This window comes from Caulobacter sp. GW821-FHT10C03 (assembly GCF_059415485.1).
Genome location: NZ_JBWKNI010000021.1, coordinates 14,156 through 31,227, shown reverse-complemented (window position 1 = coordinate 31,227; position 17,072 = coordinate 14,156). Strand labels below are relative to the sequence as shown.

The 17,072-nt window shown below is 69.7% G+C and carries 10 protein-coding genes; 4 read left to right on the top strand and 6 right to left on the bottom strand.

Features of this window, described 5'->3' with window-relative positions:
- Positions 1-259 precede the first annotated feature (259 nt).
- Genes AC07NG_RS21355 through AC07NG_RS21345 form a run of 3 tightly spaced genes read left to right on the top strand, consistent with a single transcriptional unit; the run spans position 260 to position 4,804 of the window.
- Positions 260-868: an RNA polymerase sigma factor gene (locus AC07NG_RS21355; protein WP_494596223.1), complete on the top strand. Its 609-nt coding sequence runs from the start codon at positions 260-262 to the stop codon at positions 866-868.
- A complete protein-coding gene (locus AC07NG_RS21350) occupies positions 846-1,769 on the top strand; it encodes a FecR family protein (protein WP_494596222.1) in 924 nt (307 codons plus the stop codon). Before AC07NG_RS21355 ends, AC07NG_RS21350 begins: the two co-directional genes overlap by 23 nt.
- Complete coding sequence (locus tag AC07NG_RS21345) at positions 1,766-4,804, top strand: TonB-dependent receptor (protein WP_494596220.1); 3,039 nt, start codon at positions 1,766-1,768, stop codon at positions 4,802-4,804. The genes AC07NG_RS21350 and AC07NG_RS21345 overlap by 4 nt, the downstream gene beginning before the upstream one ends.
- Positions 4,805-4,810: 6 nt before the next feature.
- On the opposite strand, the gene AC07NG_RS21340 is transcribed toward AC07NG_RS21345, so the two are convergent.
- The 5 genes from AC07NG_RS21340 to AC07NG_RS21320 form a co-directional block, all read right to left on the bottom strand.
- Entirely contained in the window at positions 4,811-6,460 is a 1,650-nt protein-coding gene (locus AC07NG_RS21340) for a GH35 family beta-galactosidase (protein WP_494596218.1), read from the bottom strand.
- A 110-nt stretch (positions 6,461-6,570) separates the two neighbouring features.
- On the bottom strand, positions 6,571-8,046 hold the full coding sequence (locus tag AC07NG_RS21335; protein WP_494596283.1) for a tryptophan halogenase family protein: 1,476 nt from the start codon (positions 8,044-8,046) through the stop codon (positions 6,571-6,573).
- 50 nt (positions 8,047-8,096) lie between these two features.
- On the bottom strand, positions 8,097-9,605 hold the full coding sequence (locus tag AC07NG_RS21330) for a tryptophan 7-halogenase (RefSeq protein WP_494596217.1): 1,509 nt from the start codon (positions 9,603-9,605) through the stop codon (positions 8,097-8,099).
- On the bottom strand, positions 9,602-11,134 hold the full coding sequence (locus AC07NG_RS21325) for a tryptophan halogenase family protein (RefSeq protein WP_494596215.1): 1,533 nt from the start codon (positions 11,132-11,134) through the stop codon (positions 9,602-9,604). Before AC07NG_RS21325 ends, AC07NG_RS21330 begins: the two co-directional genes overlap by 4 nt.
- Positions 11,135-11,244: 110 nt before the next feature.
- Positions 11,245-14,577, bottom strand: a complete 3,333-nt coding sequence (locus tag AC07NG_RS21320) for a TonB-dependent receptor (RefSeq protein WP_494596214.1) — start codon at positions 14,575-14,577, stop codon at positions 11,245-11,247.
- 340 nt (positions 14,578-14,917) lie between these two features.
- Between AC07NG_RS21320 and AC07NG_RS21315 the strand changes: the two genes are divergently transcribed.
- Positions 14,918-15,937 (top strand): cupin-like domain-containing protein, encoded by a 1,020-nt coding sequence (locus tag AC07NG_RS21315; protein WP_494596212.1) that lies wholly within the window; start codon positions 14,918-14,920, stop codon positions 15,935-15,937.
- Here AC07NG_RS21315 and AC07NG_RS21310 read toward each other — a convergent pair.
- Entirely contained in the window at positions 15,934-16,923 is a 990-nt protein-coding gene (locus tag AC07NG_RS21310; RefSeq protein WP_494596210.1) for a glycoside hydrolase family 5 protein, read from the bottom strand. The two genes, AC07NG_RS21315 and AC07NG_RS21310, sit on opposite strands and share 4 nt — an antisense overlap.
- Positions 16,924-17,072: the final 149 nt, after the last annotated feature.

The following is a 17,072-nucleotide window of genomic DNA, read 5'->3' as shown; positions in this document are numbered from 1 at the left end:
GTCTCGCCCGGATAGCCACCGGTGTCACGATTGAAATAAGCATGTCGCAATCACGACGAAAAGCGAAAAAGGTACCGGTAACTTAAATAATTGCGGGAAATTTCAGCAAGTTTTCACCTGACCACGAACGACGTTTCCGCCTTGCCGATCCGCACAAGAAAATCGCGGCGGGTGCATATTTTTTGCCGCGCATTGATCCTGCGGACATTCGCCAGCATCGTCCGCCCACCGGCCAGAACCGGGTGATTGGGGAGGCCCCGTGTCGAGGGCGGAGCGGCCAGAGGCTCGCGACAAATCCGAGCTGTGGGGCGCCGAGCTGTGGAAAGACCGGTCGGCCTACCGCCACGCCTACGCCCAGGACTGGAGCGACCTGTGCGCCTTCCTGCGCGCGCGCTTCGGCGGCGGTCCGCCCGATCCCGAAGATGTTGCCCAGCAGGCCTTCCTGAAGCTGGGCGAGCGGCCGTCGGACCGGGCGCTGGAAAGCCCCCGCGCCTTCGTGTTCCGCGTCGCCATCAACCTGGCCCTCGACGGCCGGCGCAGCCGTCAGCGGACGGCGCGCCTGCTCGACGTCTCCGCCGCGGCCCTGGAGCCGGACGAGCCGCCGGACGTCGAACGGACCCTGATCGCCCGCGACGACCTGAAGCTGCTGGAAAAGGTGGTGGCCGGCCTGCCCGAACGCCATCGCCGCTATCTGGCCGCCAACCGCATCGAGGGGCTGAGCTTCGCCGAGATCGGTCGCCGCGAGGGGGTCTCCGAAGCGCTGGTGCGCAAGACCATCGACGAAGCCGCCGCCGTCTGCCAGCGCGCCCTGACGCGCGGCGTCATCGACTATAGAGGCCTGTCCCGTGAACGCAGCCGTCGATCCTGACTCGCCGATCGGGCGGGAGGCCCGGGCCTGGGTCCTGGCGGTGCTGGGCGAGCCGTTCCCGCCGGAGCGCTCGGCGCAGTTGCGCGCCTGGCTGGACGCAGATCCGCAGCATGTCCGCGCCTATGAGGAAGCCGAGGCGCTGCTGCTGGCCTTGGGCCAGGTGCAGGCGCTGAAGAGGCCCTCCCCTCGCCGCGTTCCGGTCGGCTGGATCGCCGCCGGCGCGACCCTGGCGGCCTGCCTGGTCACGGCCCTGGTGCTGGCGCCGCCGCCCGCGCCGTTCGAGGCCGGGACCACCGCTCGGCAGGTGGCGCTGAAGGACGGGAGCACCGCGGTGCTGGCGCCGGGCGCGCGACTGGCCCAGGCCTCGCGCTGGAACGATCGCGGCTATGTGCTGGAGCGCGGCGAGGCGTTCTTCGCGGTGCGCAAGGCCGACGGTCGGCGGTTCCAGGTGGCGGTCGGCGGCGCCGAGGTCGAGGTGCTGGGCACCCGCTTCGACACCCGGGCCGGGGCCGGCGGTCAGGTGCGGGTGGCGGTCGAGGAAGGCCGGGTCGCGGTCTACCAGGGCCGCGAACGCCGACAGGTCGCGCGGCTGGGGGCCGGCGACTACGTTCAGATCGACGGCGGTCGCGCGCAGACCGGCAAGCTGGCCGCGCCCACCGAGGCGGCGGCCTGGCGGAGCGGCCGCCTGGCCTATGCCGACGCGCCGCTGGGCGACGTGGTCGCCGACCTGGCGGCGCGTGGCCATGCGGTGCGGGCGACGCCGCGCGCAGCGGCCTTGCGGATCACCGCCAGCTTCCAGCTCGACCAGGCCGACCGCTTCATCGCCAGTCTGCCGGAGATCCTGCCGGTCGGCGTGCGGGTCGCGGCCGACGGAAGCCGCACGATCGACGCGACAAAATGAGGATCGCGCCCGCGATCGGCGCGCTGGCGGTCGCGGGACTGGCGATTGCGCCGGCCTATTCAGCGCCAGCCGAGCGGCGCTTTTCCTTCGACCAGCCGGCCCAGCCGCTGGCGACGGCGCTGCTGGCGGTGTCGGCCAGGACCGGCGCGCCGATCGCCGCCCCCGCCGCCCTCACGGCCGGACGGCGCGCGCCAGGCCTTTCCGGATCGATGTCGCTGGATCAGGCGATGCGGACCCTGCTGGCGGGCTCGGACCTCGACTTCACCATCTCAACGGGCGGGGTCGTGGCGCTGAGGCGGCGCAGCGAGGTCGTGGTCACCGCGCCCGCCGTCCCTCGCCCTTCCCCATCGTCGATCGAGATGGAAGAGTTGATCACCGTCTCGGCGATCAGCGTGGTCGCCCGGCCGCTGGCCGAACCGGCGCAGGACGAAGCCCGCGACGCGCCGGGCCAGGTCGACGTGCTGCTGGAGGAGCAGCTGCGCGGCGCCGGCGCCCTGGGCCTGGCCGACGCCCTGCGGCAGATTCCGGGCGTGGCGGCGGGACCGGAGGCCGGCGAGGCCCGCCAGATCGCCGTGCGCGGGGTCGGCGGCCGCTTCACCCGGGTGCGCGTCAACGGCATGGAGACCCTGGCGACCTTCGGGGCCAGCAACGCCATCGGCGGCACCAACCGCGGCCGGGCCTTCGACTACAACGTCTTCGCCGCCGATCTCTTCAAGCAGGTCCGCTTGCAGAAGACCGCCTTGGCCGACCTCGACGAGGGCTCGCTGGGGGCGACGGTCGACATGCGCACCCGCTCGCCGCTGGAGCTGCCCAGGCGGCACGCCATGCTGGCGGCCGAGGCCGGCTACCAGACCCTGTCGGACCGGGCGCGGCCACGGGTGTCGGCGGTGCTTTCGGCGCGCGACACCGCGGGCCGGTTGGGCGTGCTGGTCTCGGCCGCCTATTCGGGACGCTCGACGCTGGAGGCCGGGGCGAGCGCCGGCCAGTGGGAGACGGGAGACGCCGTCGCACCGGGTTTCGGCGCCGCCCTGCCCCCGCTGGACCTGGGCGCCGTCAACGCCGCCCTGCACGCCAGGATCCCTCGCCTGGAGCTGGTCGAGATCGACCAGCAGCGCCTGGGCCTGACCGGCTCGCTGGAGTGGCGGCCCAGCGACGCGACGCGCATCGCCCTGGACGTGATCTACGCCGAGCTGCGCTCGAACCGGCGCGAGAACCTGCTGGAGAGCTTCACCTTCCGCACACCGGGGGTCTGCGGCGCGCCGGCCGATCCGCGCTGCGGGCTCAACGCCGTGACGGTGACTAGCGGCGACATTGTCATGTATGGCGGCCGCAGGCCGGTGCTGATCGCAGGCCGCTTCGACGGGGTGGACGTGCGCTCCGAGGCCCGCCGTGACGCGCTCAGCACCGTTTTTCGTCAGACCACCCTGGCGGCCAGCCATCGTTTCCGGGAGGGCGTCGAGGGTCGGGTGCTGCTGGGCTTCAGCCGCTCGGACTTCAGCAATCCGGTGCAGCAGACGCTCTATCTGGAGCAGTTCGACGTCGACGGCTTCGCCTACGACTTCTCCGACGGCGACCGGCCGGCCTTGAGCTTCGGCGACGCGGCCCTGACCAACCCCGGCGCCTGGACCGCCAGCGAGTTCCGGTCGGATCCCAACTGGGTGGACAACAGCTACCGGTCGCTGGCGATGGACCTGGAGGACCGCACCGGCCCCATCGACTGGCGCGTGGGCGTGCTGGCCAAGACCTATCGCACCGTCGGGGCGGCGCGGATGCGCTCGGACGGCGGCATCGGCAACGTCAACAGCGTGCTGCCCGGCGGCCTTTCGGGCCTGTCGGTGGCCGACTACGCCCTGCTGGTCGGCCAAGGCGTGGACTTCGGCGTCGCTGGCGCGCCCAGCCAATGGCTGGCCTTCGACGTGGCGCGGGCGCTGGCGGCGGCCTGCTACCAGACCGGCCCCGGCCCGGTGGCGGCGCTGAACTACGCGGTGACCGAGCGGGCAGACGCGCTCTATCTGCAACTGGCCGTGCCGCGCGACGCCGGCCGAAGGGTCTGGGGCGAGGCCGGGGTGCGGGCGGTGCGCACCGGGATAGAGGCCGGCGGGCTGGACGTCGCGCCCGACGCCGGCCTGCGCTGGACGACGGCGTCGAACGCCTACTGGTCGGCCTTGCCGTCGATGAACCTGGCCTGGAGCGCCGCGCCCGACGTCGTGGTCCGGTTCGGCGCGGCGCGGGTCATGGTGCGGCCCGACCTGATCAGCCTGCGGCCGGGCGTGGGGCTGTCGACCACCGGGGCCAAGACGGCCTCGTCAGGTAATCCGAACCTGCGCCCGACCCGAGCCGACGCCTTCGACCTGTCGGTGGACTGGCGGCCCAGGCCCGGCCTGCAGGTCACGGCGGCGGTCTATCGGAAGAACATCGCCACCACCGTGCAGTCGACGACGACCCGGCCGGCGCCGTTCGCCGCCAATCCGTTCGGTCTGCCAGACAGCGTGGCGGCGGCGGCCTGCGGGGCGGCGCTGGACTGCTCGCCGACCTTGCCGATCTGGCAGTTCTCGCGGCCGATCAACACCGGACCGGGGCGCCTGACCGGGGCCGAGGCCTCGTTCCGCGCCGCTCTCGGCGAGCATTGGACGCTGCAGGGCGCGGGCGCCTACACCCGCACGGTGGTGCGACTGCTCGACCAGACCGGCGCCTGGGCGGACATGCAGGACGCCCTGGGCGCGCCGCGCCTGGCGGCCAACCTGGCGCTGGCCTACCAGCGACCCGGCCTGGAGGCGCGGGTCGCCGTCAGCCATCGCGGCCGCTACATCGCCACCATCCCCGCCCCGAACGGCGGCGACGTGGACGGGGTGGATCCGCTGACCACGCTGGATGCCGCAGCGCGGCTGGAGCTGTCGCCGAGCCTGGCCCTGACGGCCGAGGCCTCGAACCTGACCGGCGCGCCGCAGCGGCAGTTCAGCGACCGCACGCTGATCCCGACCTATCGGCACGATACGGGGCGGGAGCTGCGGGTGGGGTTGCGGTGGCGGATGTGAGGCCCCCTACCGATACCGGTAAAACCGCACCCGCTGGATCTGGAACTGGTCGGGCGACAGGCGGATGTGGCGGCCCTGGTGGGTCTGGTCGCCGTTGAGCAGGCGGCCGGGGATCCAGCGGCCCTGGTCGTCGAACACGCCCTCCTCGGCGCGGTCGATGCCGGCCAGCGGCGGCCCCTTCCCCGCCCCGGCGAAGGTGACGACGATCCCCCGGCCGGCGATCAGATAGTCCTCGGGGCCGACCTGGATGATCAGCCCGCCGTGGGTCGCGGGCTTCTGTGCGGCCTTGGACGTCCAGGGATCGATGAAGCCGACCTCGAAGCGGTAGTCGCCCATCACCTTGCTGACGGGCGCATCCTGCACCGTCCCGTCCTCCAGCACGCGCGGCTTGAAGCCGGCCATCGTCCCTTTGCCCTGGGCGGCCAGCAGGGCCGGCGTCAGCTGGCGCAGGACGGCGTAGGCGTCGGTTATGGCCTTCTGCTCGTCGGCGTTGACGCTCTCGATGGCGAAGGGCGAGAAGCCCAGGGCGTCGAGGTTTCCGAAGGCGTAGAAGGCGTTGGCCGGAGTCTCCGGGGCGCTGGCGTTGTTGGCCTCGGGGATGAAGAGCGCGTTGTCGGCCCGCACGAAGCGGGCGGCCAGGTCGCTGAAGTTCGGGAAGTAGATGTCGGGCGACAGCAGATCCAGGCTCGGCGCGCCGGTCTTCCAGACGTCGAGCAGGTGCGGCAGCGGCCCGCCGCTGGGATATTCGCCGGGCTTCTTGCCAGTGCGGTTCAGGGCGGCGTTGACGTACATCGGCAGCGGCCAGGCCGCCTTGCCGGCGGCCGCGACGGCCTCGGTGTAGCGGGCGTAGGACCAGGCGGTGAACACCTCCTGCCCGGCCTCGTCGGCGCCGAAGACGGCGGCCCAGGCGCCCTTCTCCTTTGACCCATTGCGTTTCCATAGGTCGCGCAGCTCAGGCTCGACCGCCTCGCCGCCGGTCTTCAGGCGCTGGATCAGGGCGGCGGGGACCTCGCCGGCATAGGCCTTGTCGGCGGCCGGGCCGTGTTCGCGGGCCGAGGGCAGCATGCCGATCTCGTTCTCGACCTGGACCATCAGCACGGTGTTTCGATCGGCGTCGACGGCCTTGATGTGGGCCAGCAGGGCGGCGTAAGCCCGGGCGTCGGCCTTGCGGGTGTCGTCGGAGAAGGCCGACAGGATCTCGACGCTCGAACCGTCCTGCGCCCGCACGCGCGGGAAGCGGGTCTGGTCGCGCTTCACCCAGGCCGGGACGTAGGTCGACATGCTGTTCTTCCAGGCTCCGAACCACAGCAGGACGAGCTTGATGTCCTGGGCGCGGGCGTCGGCGATCAGGTCATTGACGCTGGAGAAGTCGTAGGCGCCCTCCTTCGGCTCGACCAGTTCCCAGGAGACGGGGGCGAGCACGGTGTTGAGGTTCATCGCCTTCAGGCGCGGCCAGTGGCGGGCCATGTAGGCGCGGCTGGAAGCGCTGGAGTTGCCGAGCTCGCCGCCGAGCACCAGCATCGGCTTGCCGTCGACGACCAGACGGGCGCTGGTTCCGTGCTTTTCGAGGCGGGGGATCTCGGCGGAGGCGATTTGGGCCGCCAGCAACGAAACGACGGCCGCGCCCGCCCCGAACCAGGTCTTCAAGCCCCTCACCCAAGCCTCCCGCCAACGCCCTTTGTTACCGCTAGCATTCGGACGACGGAGGCCGGCTTGTCAACGAGAAGTCATACCAATCGCGAGAATGGTCCGACCAATCGATCCAGCTAGGCCGGAACGGCGGCCCGCGCCGCCGCGCCCAGCAGGCCGGCCTTGTCGAGATAGAGGTCGTGCGGCGGCATGCCGGCCACCCGCTCGTTGATCGCCGAGCGGATCATGCCAACGCGCCGGCGCAGTTCGTCCGACGAGATGGTGTCGGCGACGGCGTGGTAGTCTTCCGGGATCAGCCCCTGCCCCGCCAGTATGGCGAACCAGTTGGTCTCCTTGAACAACTCCTGCTGGCCGACCAGCACCTCGCCGCGGGTGCGGAACACCTCCAGCCGCTGGATCAGGCTGTCGGGCGGGACCATGGCCTGGCACCAGCGCCAGAACTCGGTGTCGTCGCGCTCGGTGACCTTGTAGTGGGCGATGATGAAGTCGCGGACCTGCTCGTATTCCAGCGACATCTCGCGATTGAACTTGTCGACCACCCACGGGTCGAAACCGGTCTTGGGGAACAGGGCCAGCAGCTTGGCGATCGCGGCCTGGACCAGGTGGATGCTGGTCGACTCCAGCGGCTCCAGGAAGCCGCTCGACAGGCCGATGGCCAGGACGTTGCCGATCCAGCTCTTACGGCGGCGGCCGGCGGTGAACTTCAGCACCTTGGCGTCGGCGAGGGCCGCGCCGTCCAGGCGCTCGCCCAGCAGGCGCACGGCCTCGTCTTCGGCGATGAAGGCGTCGCTGAACACGTAGCCGTTGCCCGTGCGGTGCTGCAGCGGAATCCGCCACTGCCAGCCGGCCTCGCGGGCTGTGGCGCGGGTATAGGGGGTCAGTTCGCCGGCCCGCGCGCAGGGCATGGCGGCGGCGCGGTTGCAGGGCAGCCAGCGGCTCCAGTCGTCGTAGCCGGCGCCGAGGGTCTCCTCGATCAGCAGGCCCCGGAAGCCCGAGCAGTCGACGAAGAAGTCGCCCTCGACCGTACGGCCGTCGTCGAGCACCAGACGCGAGACATGGCCGCTTTCCCCATCACGCTCGACGCCCGAGATCTTGCCCTCGACGCGGACCACGCCCCGGGCCTCGGCGTAGCGGCGCAGGAAGGCCGCGTAGAGCGCCGCGTCGAACTGGAAGGCGTAGTTGATCTTGGGCAGGGTCGCGAGACTCTGCGGCGGGGCGCGCAGGAACCGCCCGGCCTTGGCGGCCAGGGACTCGGCGTTGAACAGGCTGTGATCGGTCTGGCCGCTCTCGCGGGCCCAGCGCAGCCAGAAGTGCTGGAAGCCGACGCCGTCCATGTCGGCGCCGTAGAGGCCGAACGGGTGGAAGTAGCTGTGGCCGCGCTTGCGCCAGTCGACGAACTCGATGCCCAGCTTGAAGGTGGCGTTGGTCTCGCGGATGAAGACGTCCTCGTCGAGACCCAGCACCTTGTTGAAGAGCAGGATCATCGGGATGGTCGCCTCGCCCACTCCGACTGTGCCGATCTGCTCGGACTCCACCAGGGTGATCGAATAGCGCTGCGTGCCGACGACCTGGGAAAACGCGGCGGCCGTCATCCAGCCGGCGGTGCCGCCGCCGACGACCACGATGTTGCGGACAGCTTGGGTCACGTGAACCTCAGGGGCGTTGGCGCGGCCGGGGCCGAACGCGGCGCGAGGGCCGCGAGCCTGGCCTCCAGCGGGCGCATCTGGCCCACCTCAACAGCGATGCGGCGCAGGATGGTCTGGAAGACCTGGATCTGTTCGGCCTCGGCGACGCCCTCGGCCAGGGGATCGTGGGCCTGAGGGATCAGGCCGTGGCCGATCATGCAGGCGGCCCAGTTGGCGGCCTGGAAGGCCTCGTCTTCACGGGCCGGCACGACGCCGCGGGCGGAAAACAGGCGCAGCTTGGCGGCCAGGTCGGCCGGCGGTTCGACCGCGCGGACGGCCTCCCACGGCGCGCCGACGCGCTTGGCAAGTCGGTAGTGCATGGCCTGGAAGTCGCGCAGGCTGGCGGCGTGAGCGCGCACGGCGGCGTTATAGGCGCCCGCCTCGGGCCCGCCGGCGGCGTCGACCGGGAACAGCGTCACCAGATGCGAGATCGCCGCCTGCAGGCTGTAGAGCGGCCCGGCGTCGGACGGATCGAGCACGACCGCCGCCTCGCCCACGGCCACGCAGTTGCCGATCCACGGACGGGTCTGGACGCCGGGCGACAGGGCCAGCGGCTCGCCGGCACGCCAGCCCAGAGCAGAGACGGCCTCGGCCCGGCGCAGCATGGCCTCGCCATCGGTCGTGCGGGAGTCGTAGACGGCGAGACCCGCCGTGCGGTCCAGCAGCGGATAAAGCCCGATCCAGCCGCCATCGACGGCCTCGATATGGGCGAAGGCCGGCGCCGGGCTGAGGCGACGCCCGGCCAGCGGCAGGACGCGGTCGAAGGGCAGCCAGTCCCTCCAGGACTCGAACCCAGCCCCCGGCATCTGGCCGATCAGCGCGCCGTCGCCGGCATCGACGAACAGGTCGCCGGCGACCCGCGTCCCGGTCTCCAGCACGACGGCGGCGATCAGGTCGCCCGTGTGGTCGATCTCGGCGACCGCGCCCTGCTCGACGGCGACACCGGCCGCCAGGGCGTGGTGGCGCAGCAAGGCCGCATAAGCCGTGGCGTCGACGTGCAGGCCGACGCCGGGAACCGACAGCCGGCCGGGATCGTCGCCCTCGACGATCCGACCCTGCTTGGCGGCGGCCGCCCCGAGCGAGAAGTCCTCCAGCGCCGCCTGAAGGCCGCGCCGGCGGGCCAGCACCCAGTGGTGGGTGAAGTCGACATAGTCGATCGACTGGCCGTGGGTGTCGTAGGGGTGCAGGAAGGCCGTCCCGTCGCCGGCGAAGCCCGCGAACCTCTGGCCCAGCGACGGAACCGCGCCGCAGCGCCGCGCCACCTCGGCCTCCGACAGGCCCAGCAGCTGGTGCAAATTGCCCAGGGCCGGCACGCCGGCGTGCGACAGGCCGGGCGTCGGCGGTCCGGTCTCGACGACGCGGACGGAAAGCCCGCCGGCCCCGAAGGCGCGGCGCAGGGCCAGAGCCGTGAGCCACGGAGTGGTTCCCCGGCCGACGACGACGGCGGTCTTCACCGGCCCGCTCACGCCATGGCCTCCGCGGCGGCGCGGGCGGGGATGGCGCAGTGGCGGTCGATGAACTCGGCGTGGCTGGGCATGGCGGGAACCCGGCGGGCGATGGCCGCGCGCTGGCGCTCCAGCTCGGCCAGGGTCTGGGCCAGGGGCGCGTTGTCGGCCATCGGATCGTAGCCCTGCGGCGTCACCCCCTGCCCCAGCAGCACCGAGATCCAGCTGGGCATGGCGAACAGGCCGTCACGATAGTTGGGCGCATGGCCGCGATGGCGGAACAGTTCCAGCTTCTCGCGCAGGCTGTCGGGGATCGGCATCTCGCGGCACTGCTTCCACAGCGTCCCGTCGGTGCGGGTGTTGGCGTGGTAGTGCAGGATGAGGAAGTCGCGCACCCGGTCGTATTCCATGTCGACCCGGCGGTTGAAGTCCTCGACCAGGGCCGGCTCGACCCGCTTGCCCGGGAAGAGCTTCAGCAGGTTCATGACCGCGATCTGGATCAGGTAGATGCTGGTCGACTCCAGGGGCTCGAGGAAGCCGCTCGACAGGCCCGCGGCCATGACGTTGCGGGTCCAGGAGGCGGTGCGGCGGCCGGCCTTGAACTTGATGGGGCGCGGATCATCCAGCGCCTCGCCGTCGAGATTGGCCAGCAGGACGGCGGCGGCCTCGTCGTCGCTTATGTGGGCGCTGGAATAGACGTAGCCGTTGCCGGTGCGGTGCTGCAGCGGAATGCGCCACTGCCAGCCGGCCTCGCGGGCGGTCGAGCGGGTGAAGGGCGTGAAGCGGCCGGCGCGGGCGCAGGGCACGGCCCAGGCCCGGTCGCAGGGCAGCCAGTGGGTCCAGTCCTCGAACGGACTGTTGAGGGTCTGGCCGATCAGCAGGCCGCGAAAGCCCGTGCAGTCGACGAAGAAGTCGCCCTTGATCACCTCGCCCGAGGCCAGGGTGATCGAGGCGACGTCACCGCTGGCGCCGTCCAGGGTGACATCGACGACCTTGCCCTCGGTGCGCTTGAGGCCCCGGCTCTCGGCCACCTTGCGCAGGAACTTCGCATAGAGGCTGGCGTCGAAATGGTAGGCGTAGCTGTAGGTGGAATCGATGGCCTCGGGGTTCGGGTTGGGAAACTCGAAGCGGTCGGCGCGCGAAGCGGCGATGGCGTAGGAGAAGTCCTCGATGTCGAACTCGTGGCCAGCCAGCCGCGCCCTGTTCCACTGGTGGTGGAAGCCCGCGCCGCCGATCGACTGGCCGTGCACGCCGAAGGGGTGATGGTAGTTCGAGCCCTTGAAGCCCCAGTCGAGGAACTCGATGCCCAGCTTGAAGGTGCCGTTGGTCGCCCGCAGCATCTCGACCTCGTCGATGCCGACGAAGCGATTGTAGTCGCGCATGGCGGGGATGGTGGCCTCGCCCACCCCCACGGTGGCGATATCGTCGGACTCGACCAGGCGAACTCGGGCCTGATGCGGCCGCAGGCCGCTGACCAGGGCGGTCGCCACCATCCAGCCGGCCGTGCCGCCGCCGACGATGACGATCTCAAGAGGCGTATTGGCTTCCATGATCGACGGACTTCCTCCCCAGGAACCGGCCCTGAAGTTCGCCGCCCCCAGGCCGTTTGTCTCGCAAAATCGAAGGGGCGGACCTTAGGCCCGCCCCTCCTTGATCGCCGCTAGTACTTGAAGCGGAAGGTCAGCAGGTAACGCTGGTCCGTACGGTTCCAAGCGTTGTCCTTCAGCAGGCCGCCGGCGTCGGCGTCGGTGACCTGCTGCTTGAGCACCGACTCGGTGTTCAGCAGGTTGCTGCCCTGCAGGCTGATCTCCAGGTTGTCGGTGGCCCGGTAACGGATCGAGGCGTCAAGATAACCGGCGTCGTCCTGCCAGATCGGATAGAGCAGGCAGCAGTCCATGGCGGTCAGCAGGTACTTGGAGCGCCAGTTATAGGCGGCGCGCAGGGCCCAGCGGCCTTTCTCGTACATGCCCACGACGTTGTAGGAGTACTTCGAGAGGCCCTCGAGGCTGTCCACCCGGATGGCGCCGGCGGACTGCGAGATGCCGCCGCCGCTGGTGTTGGAACTGCCGTTGCCCGAGGCGTTGGTCAGGTTCTGGTTCTTGACGCCCTTGTTCTCTAGGTAGGTGAAGTTGGCCTGGATGCCCAGCCCGTCGAAGGGCGCGGGCAGGAAGTCGAAGTAGCGCTGGTAGGCCACTTCCGCGCCGCGGATCTTGGCCCCGTCGCCGTTCATCGGGCCACGGGTGAAGACCGAGCGGGTCACGCCGTTGTTGGTGACGTCCTGGTAGAAGCCGCCGTACTGGATGTAGTCGTTGAACTTCTTGTAGAAGAGCGCGACCGTCAGCGAGCCGACTTCCGAGAAGTAGTGCTCGAGGCTGATGTCGATCTGGTCGGCCGTCATCGGCTTCAGGTACGGATTGTAGGCGTCGGCCGTGTACTGGACGTTGGCGGCGGTGATCGTGCCGGCCGAGTCCTTGACCCACAGCGGATCGCTGAGGTTGGTCGTGCTCGGCAGGGTCGCGCTGATCTTCAGGTACTTCTTCATGTAGCCGATGTCGGGACGCGACATGGCCCGCGAGATGGCCAGGCGAACCTGCCATTCGTCATTCAGATCGACCTTCAGGTTGAAGCTCGGCAGCACATTGCGGTGCTTGGCGTTCGCCGAACCGGTCGTGCCGCCGCCGCTGGCGAACTTGAAGTCGTCGGCCGAGACGTAGCAGCCCATGGTCTTGGGCAGATAGGGAATGTTCAGCGGCAGGCCGGTGATCGGATCGGTCGGCGGCGAGTTGGTGCCGCAGGTCTGCGAGGTCAGCGTCGACATGTCGGCGTAGATCGTCGCGCCGTTGCTGGTGTTCTTGGTCTCGACATAGCGGACGCCGAGATTGCCGCTGACCGGGAAGCCGAACACCGTGTGGTCGCCGCCGCCGAACTTCAGCATGGCGTAGACGGCCTGGGTCTTTTCCTCGACGTCGGCGATTTCCTCGGGGAGGTAGCAGTTGGTCTCGCCGGCGCGGTAGCAGACCGCGTTCCACTTCGACGAGCCGACGCCGGTGTTGGCGTAGCCGAACGCCTTCTGCAGCGCGGCCAGGTCCTTGACCACGTCCATGCTGGTGAAGGTCAGCAGGCCCGAGTTCAGGACGTTGCCGTCGAAGATGTTGTTGAAGCTGCGCACGTCGGTGAGGTTCGGCGACCAGCCGCTGAACGTGGTGTTGGCGGTCGCCGCGTCGCAGTCGCCGTTGACGTTGGTGGCCGAGGCCGTGCGGTCGGCGTTGTACCAGAGGTAGTCGGTGCTGTTGACGCCGCGGTTGTCGCAGCCCCAGGCGTTGGCGATGCCACCCCAGTTGTAGGCGCTCCAGCGCACGGTCTGCTCGCGATCGGCATAGCGGGCGCCGACCTTCAGCGTGTTCAGCCAGCCGTCGCCGAGGTCGTAGTTGGCGTCGAAGCGCAGGGCCAGCTGCTCGCCTTCGCTGTCTTCCAGGTGGTTGTTGACGTTGTTGAAGCGCCAGGCGTTGGGATTGGCCAGGCCGCCGGCGGCGTAGTTGATGTTGGTGCCCGGCAGGATGGTCATCGTCGGATGATCGCCGGTGGCGTCCAGCTGCAGGTTGCCATAGGCCACCATGCCGACGTCGGCGTCGTAGTTGTGGACGGTGGCGTCGACCTTCTGGACGTCGAAGTTGAAGCGCAGGCGGTCGGTGGCCTCCCACTTCAGATTGAACGACAGGTCCTGGGTGGACTGCCTGTTGTAGTTGTAGCGGGTGTCGGTCGAGACTTCCGCGCCGCGCTGGTCGGCGGGCGTACAGCCGGACCAGCCGTAGCAGGGGTTGATGATCGGCTGGCCGCCCGAGGTCTGGCCGATCAGGTAACCGGCCCAGTCGGGGCTGGCCGAGGTGAGGTTGCCGACCCAGCCCAGCGGCGAGGTCATGATGCCGCTTTCGAAGTTGCCTTCGTCGTCGAAGGTGAACTTGGAGCCGGACGCCGGCATCAGCCAGCTGCTGGCGTTGCTGATCACCATCCGCGGGTCTTGAGCATAGAGGCTGAAGGCGCTGCCCTGGACGGAGCGCTCGTTCCAGATGTTCTCGTAGCTGGACTTGTTGTACTGGACGGTGGCCAGGAACTTGTGGTCGTTGTCCTGCCACTGGCCGGCCGCCGAGATCCCGTTGCGGGTGCGGTCGAACTCGGTGTGGGCCAGGCGGTACCACGACGGGATGTACTTCTTGCCCGCGCCATAGGCGGCGGTGTCCTCGAAGACCCCCATGCGGCCGTACTGGGCGCTTTCGGAAATCGTGTTCAGCTCCGAATGCGAGCCGTTCACCATCAGGCCGAACTCACCGATCTCGGTGTCCCAGCGGTTGCTGTAGATGCCCGAGATTTCCGGCGTCAGCTGTTCGGACAGGGTGCCGTAGTTCAGCGAGGTGGTCAGGCCGATCGTGCGGCCAGCGCTGTCAAAAGGCAGACGCGTACGCAGATTGATGCTGCCGGCGATGCCGCCTTCGATCAGTTCGGCCGTCTGGTTCTTGTAGGTGTCGACGCCGCCCATCAGTTCGGGCGAGACGTCGCCCCAGGACAGGCCGCGCGAGGAGTTGGCGCTGAAGGTGTCGCGGCCGTTGAACTCCGAACGCACCTGCGACAGGCCGCGGACGATGACGCCCGAGGGCTCGGCCGAGAAGTGGGTGGTGTCGCTGGTCGAGGCGTAGCGGTTGACGGTGATGCCGGGCACGCGCTGCAGCGCCTCGGCGACCGACTTGTCGGGGAACGCGCCGATGTCGTTGGCGGTGATGGAGTCGACGATGGTGTCGGCGTCGCGCTTGATCTGCTGGGCCGACTTCAGCGCCGCGCGCTGGCCGGTGACGATGACGGTCTCGACAGCGTTGTCTTCGACGGTGTCGGAAGGCGAGGCCTGGGATGCGGTCGGAGCGGTCGACACCGTCTCCTGCGCCAGGGCCGGCGCCGCGCTCAGCAGCACCGCGACCGAAGCGCCGCCCATCCATCCGGCCATGCGGATTCGCGTAGTTCTCATAGCTCGTCCCCTCCCAGGTCGCGCCGTGGGCGCGTCCCCTCAAGTTTCCAGGGCTTTCGCCTTGGCAATGACGGCGTTCGCCGCCGATGTATGGGAAGCCTTGGCCAAGCATGCTCGGCGTCGCGCTTCCTCCCGTCGCGCCCGTCTCAACGCGGGCGCTTATCGTTTCATAACCGCAGCAAATGTCCGCGCGCCAGCATTTTATAAAATTATTTTGTTTAATCGGCGAGCCTTGCCAACCGCTGTTGCCTGACAGACACATTCCGCCTTCCGTACGCCCCGCCGAAGGGTGACGACCTTCGAGGGGGAGGCTTCGCCAGTGAAACAGATCCGCGAATCGAACGCGGCCTCTCCGGAGGCGCTCGCGGCCCTGACGGCCGCCGCCGAGCCGGTGGTCATCCGGGGCCTGGCCGCGCACTGGCCGGTGGTCGAGGCCGGCCGCCAGGGCCATGTCGCCCTGTTCGACTACCTGTCGCGCTTCGATTCCGGCCAGACGGTCGGCACGGTCTTCGCCCCAGCCGAAGCGAGCGGCCGGCTGTTCTACGGCGACAACCTGTTCGACATGAACTTCCGCAGCGGCCGGGCGCGGCTGGGCAAGACCTTCTCGTTCCTGGCCCAGTACGCCGCCAGCGGCGAGCAGGACGCCCTGGCCGCCCAGTCAGTGCCGACCTGGAACGCCCTGCCCGGTTTCGCCGAGGCCAATCCCCTGCCCTTGCTGGGCCCCGAGATCGAACCCCGGGTTTGGATCGGCAACCGGGTCATCGTCGCGGCTCACAACGACCCGTACGAGAACATCGCCTGCGTCGTCGCCGGCCGCCGCCGCTTCACCCTGTTCCCGCCCGACCAGGTCGAGAACCTCTATATCGGGCCGTTCGAGCGCACGCCGGCCGGAGCGACCATCAGCCTGGTGGAGTTCGAGAATCCGGACCTGGAGCGTTTCCCCCGCTTCGCCCAGGCGCTGGAGGCGGCCCAGACCGTCGAACTCGAGGCCGGCGACGCCATCTACGTGCCGTACCTGTGGTGGCACCACGTGCGCTCGCTCGATCCGGTCAACATGCTGGTGAACTACTGGTGGCCCGCCCACAACCAGGGCCGGGGCGCGCCGCGCGACGCCTTCATGCACGCCATGCTGACCCTGCGCGGCCTGCCCCCGGCCCACCGCCAGGCCTGGAAGGCGATGTTCGACCACTACGTCTTCCGCACCGAAGGCGACGCGGCCGACCATCTGCCGGTGGAGGCGCGCGGCATACTGGGCGACCTCGACGAGATCGCCGGCCGCGAACTGCTGACCATCCTGTCGCGCGTGCTGGCCGAGTCTGCGGCGGCCAAGAAGGGTTAGCGGCAGCCCGCGAACACCCGCGACCGGCGCGCCGTCTCGCCGACCCCGCTCGCACCGTGGAAGAACCGCTCGCCCCAGGGCGTCAGCCGGCGGCCGTCGAAGCGTTCGACGAGGTCGAGGTCGGCGACCTCGGGGGCGTTGCCTGACCACGACCAGGCCAGGTAGCCGACGCCCATGGCGTTCAACAGGCGGAAGATCGCCTCCTCGTCGACCGGCTCGCCCCGGTGGTCGGGGCCGAACTCACCGACGATCAGCGGCAGGCGCGCGTCGGCGAAGGCCTGGAGATAGGCCCGCACGGTCTCGCCCGTCCCGTAGGCCTCGTACATGTGGACGTCGAAGACGAGGGCCTTCAGCGGATCGGCGGCGAAGAGCTCGGCGGCCTTGTCGCGCATGGTCCCCGAGCGGTCCTGGCCGTAGTCGTGGGCGTCGATCACCAGAACGTGGCGCAGGCCAGCCGCGCGCAGGGCGATCACCGCCGTGCGGTGGGCCTCCAGCCACTGGACCCCGGTAGTGGTTCCGGCCGTCGGCTCGTTGCCGATATTGACCAGGACGTATTCCTCCTGGCCGCGCAGCACGGGGGCCAGGCTCACCCAATAGGCCACGGCCGAGCCGATATGGGCGGCCTTGGGCTCCAGGCCGTAGCCGGTGGTGTCGTGGACCTCGAGGATGACGACCTGACCGGCGCGACGGGCCTTGGCGATGATCCGGCGGACGGTCGAAGGCGAGGTGCGCCGCCAACGCGTGCCGTCGCTCAGCACCACCCGCACCGTGTTGGAGCCCAGGGCCGCAGACTCGCGGATCGCTTTGCTCGTAGCTTTGGGCCGCCAGGCGTGGGGAAGATTGACGCCGCGCGCTGTGAAGACGTCGCCGCAGGCGTCGACCAGCTTGCCGTCGCGCACGGAGAAACCGGCCAGGGCCGGACTCGCCGCCGAGATCACCGCCAGCGCCGCTCCGGCCGCCGCCCATCGCGCGATCCTCGCCCTCACCCGATCATCTCCCCCAATTGATTGGGCCGGACCGTGACGATGGCGCTTCGCCGGCGCAAGGGATAAAAGAAAGGGACTTTGCTTATTGCCGCCACCCGCCGGAGGGTCGCCCAGGCGCCGCCTTGTCGGCCAAGTCGGTTTCGTTATTC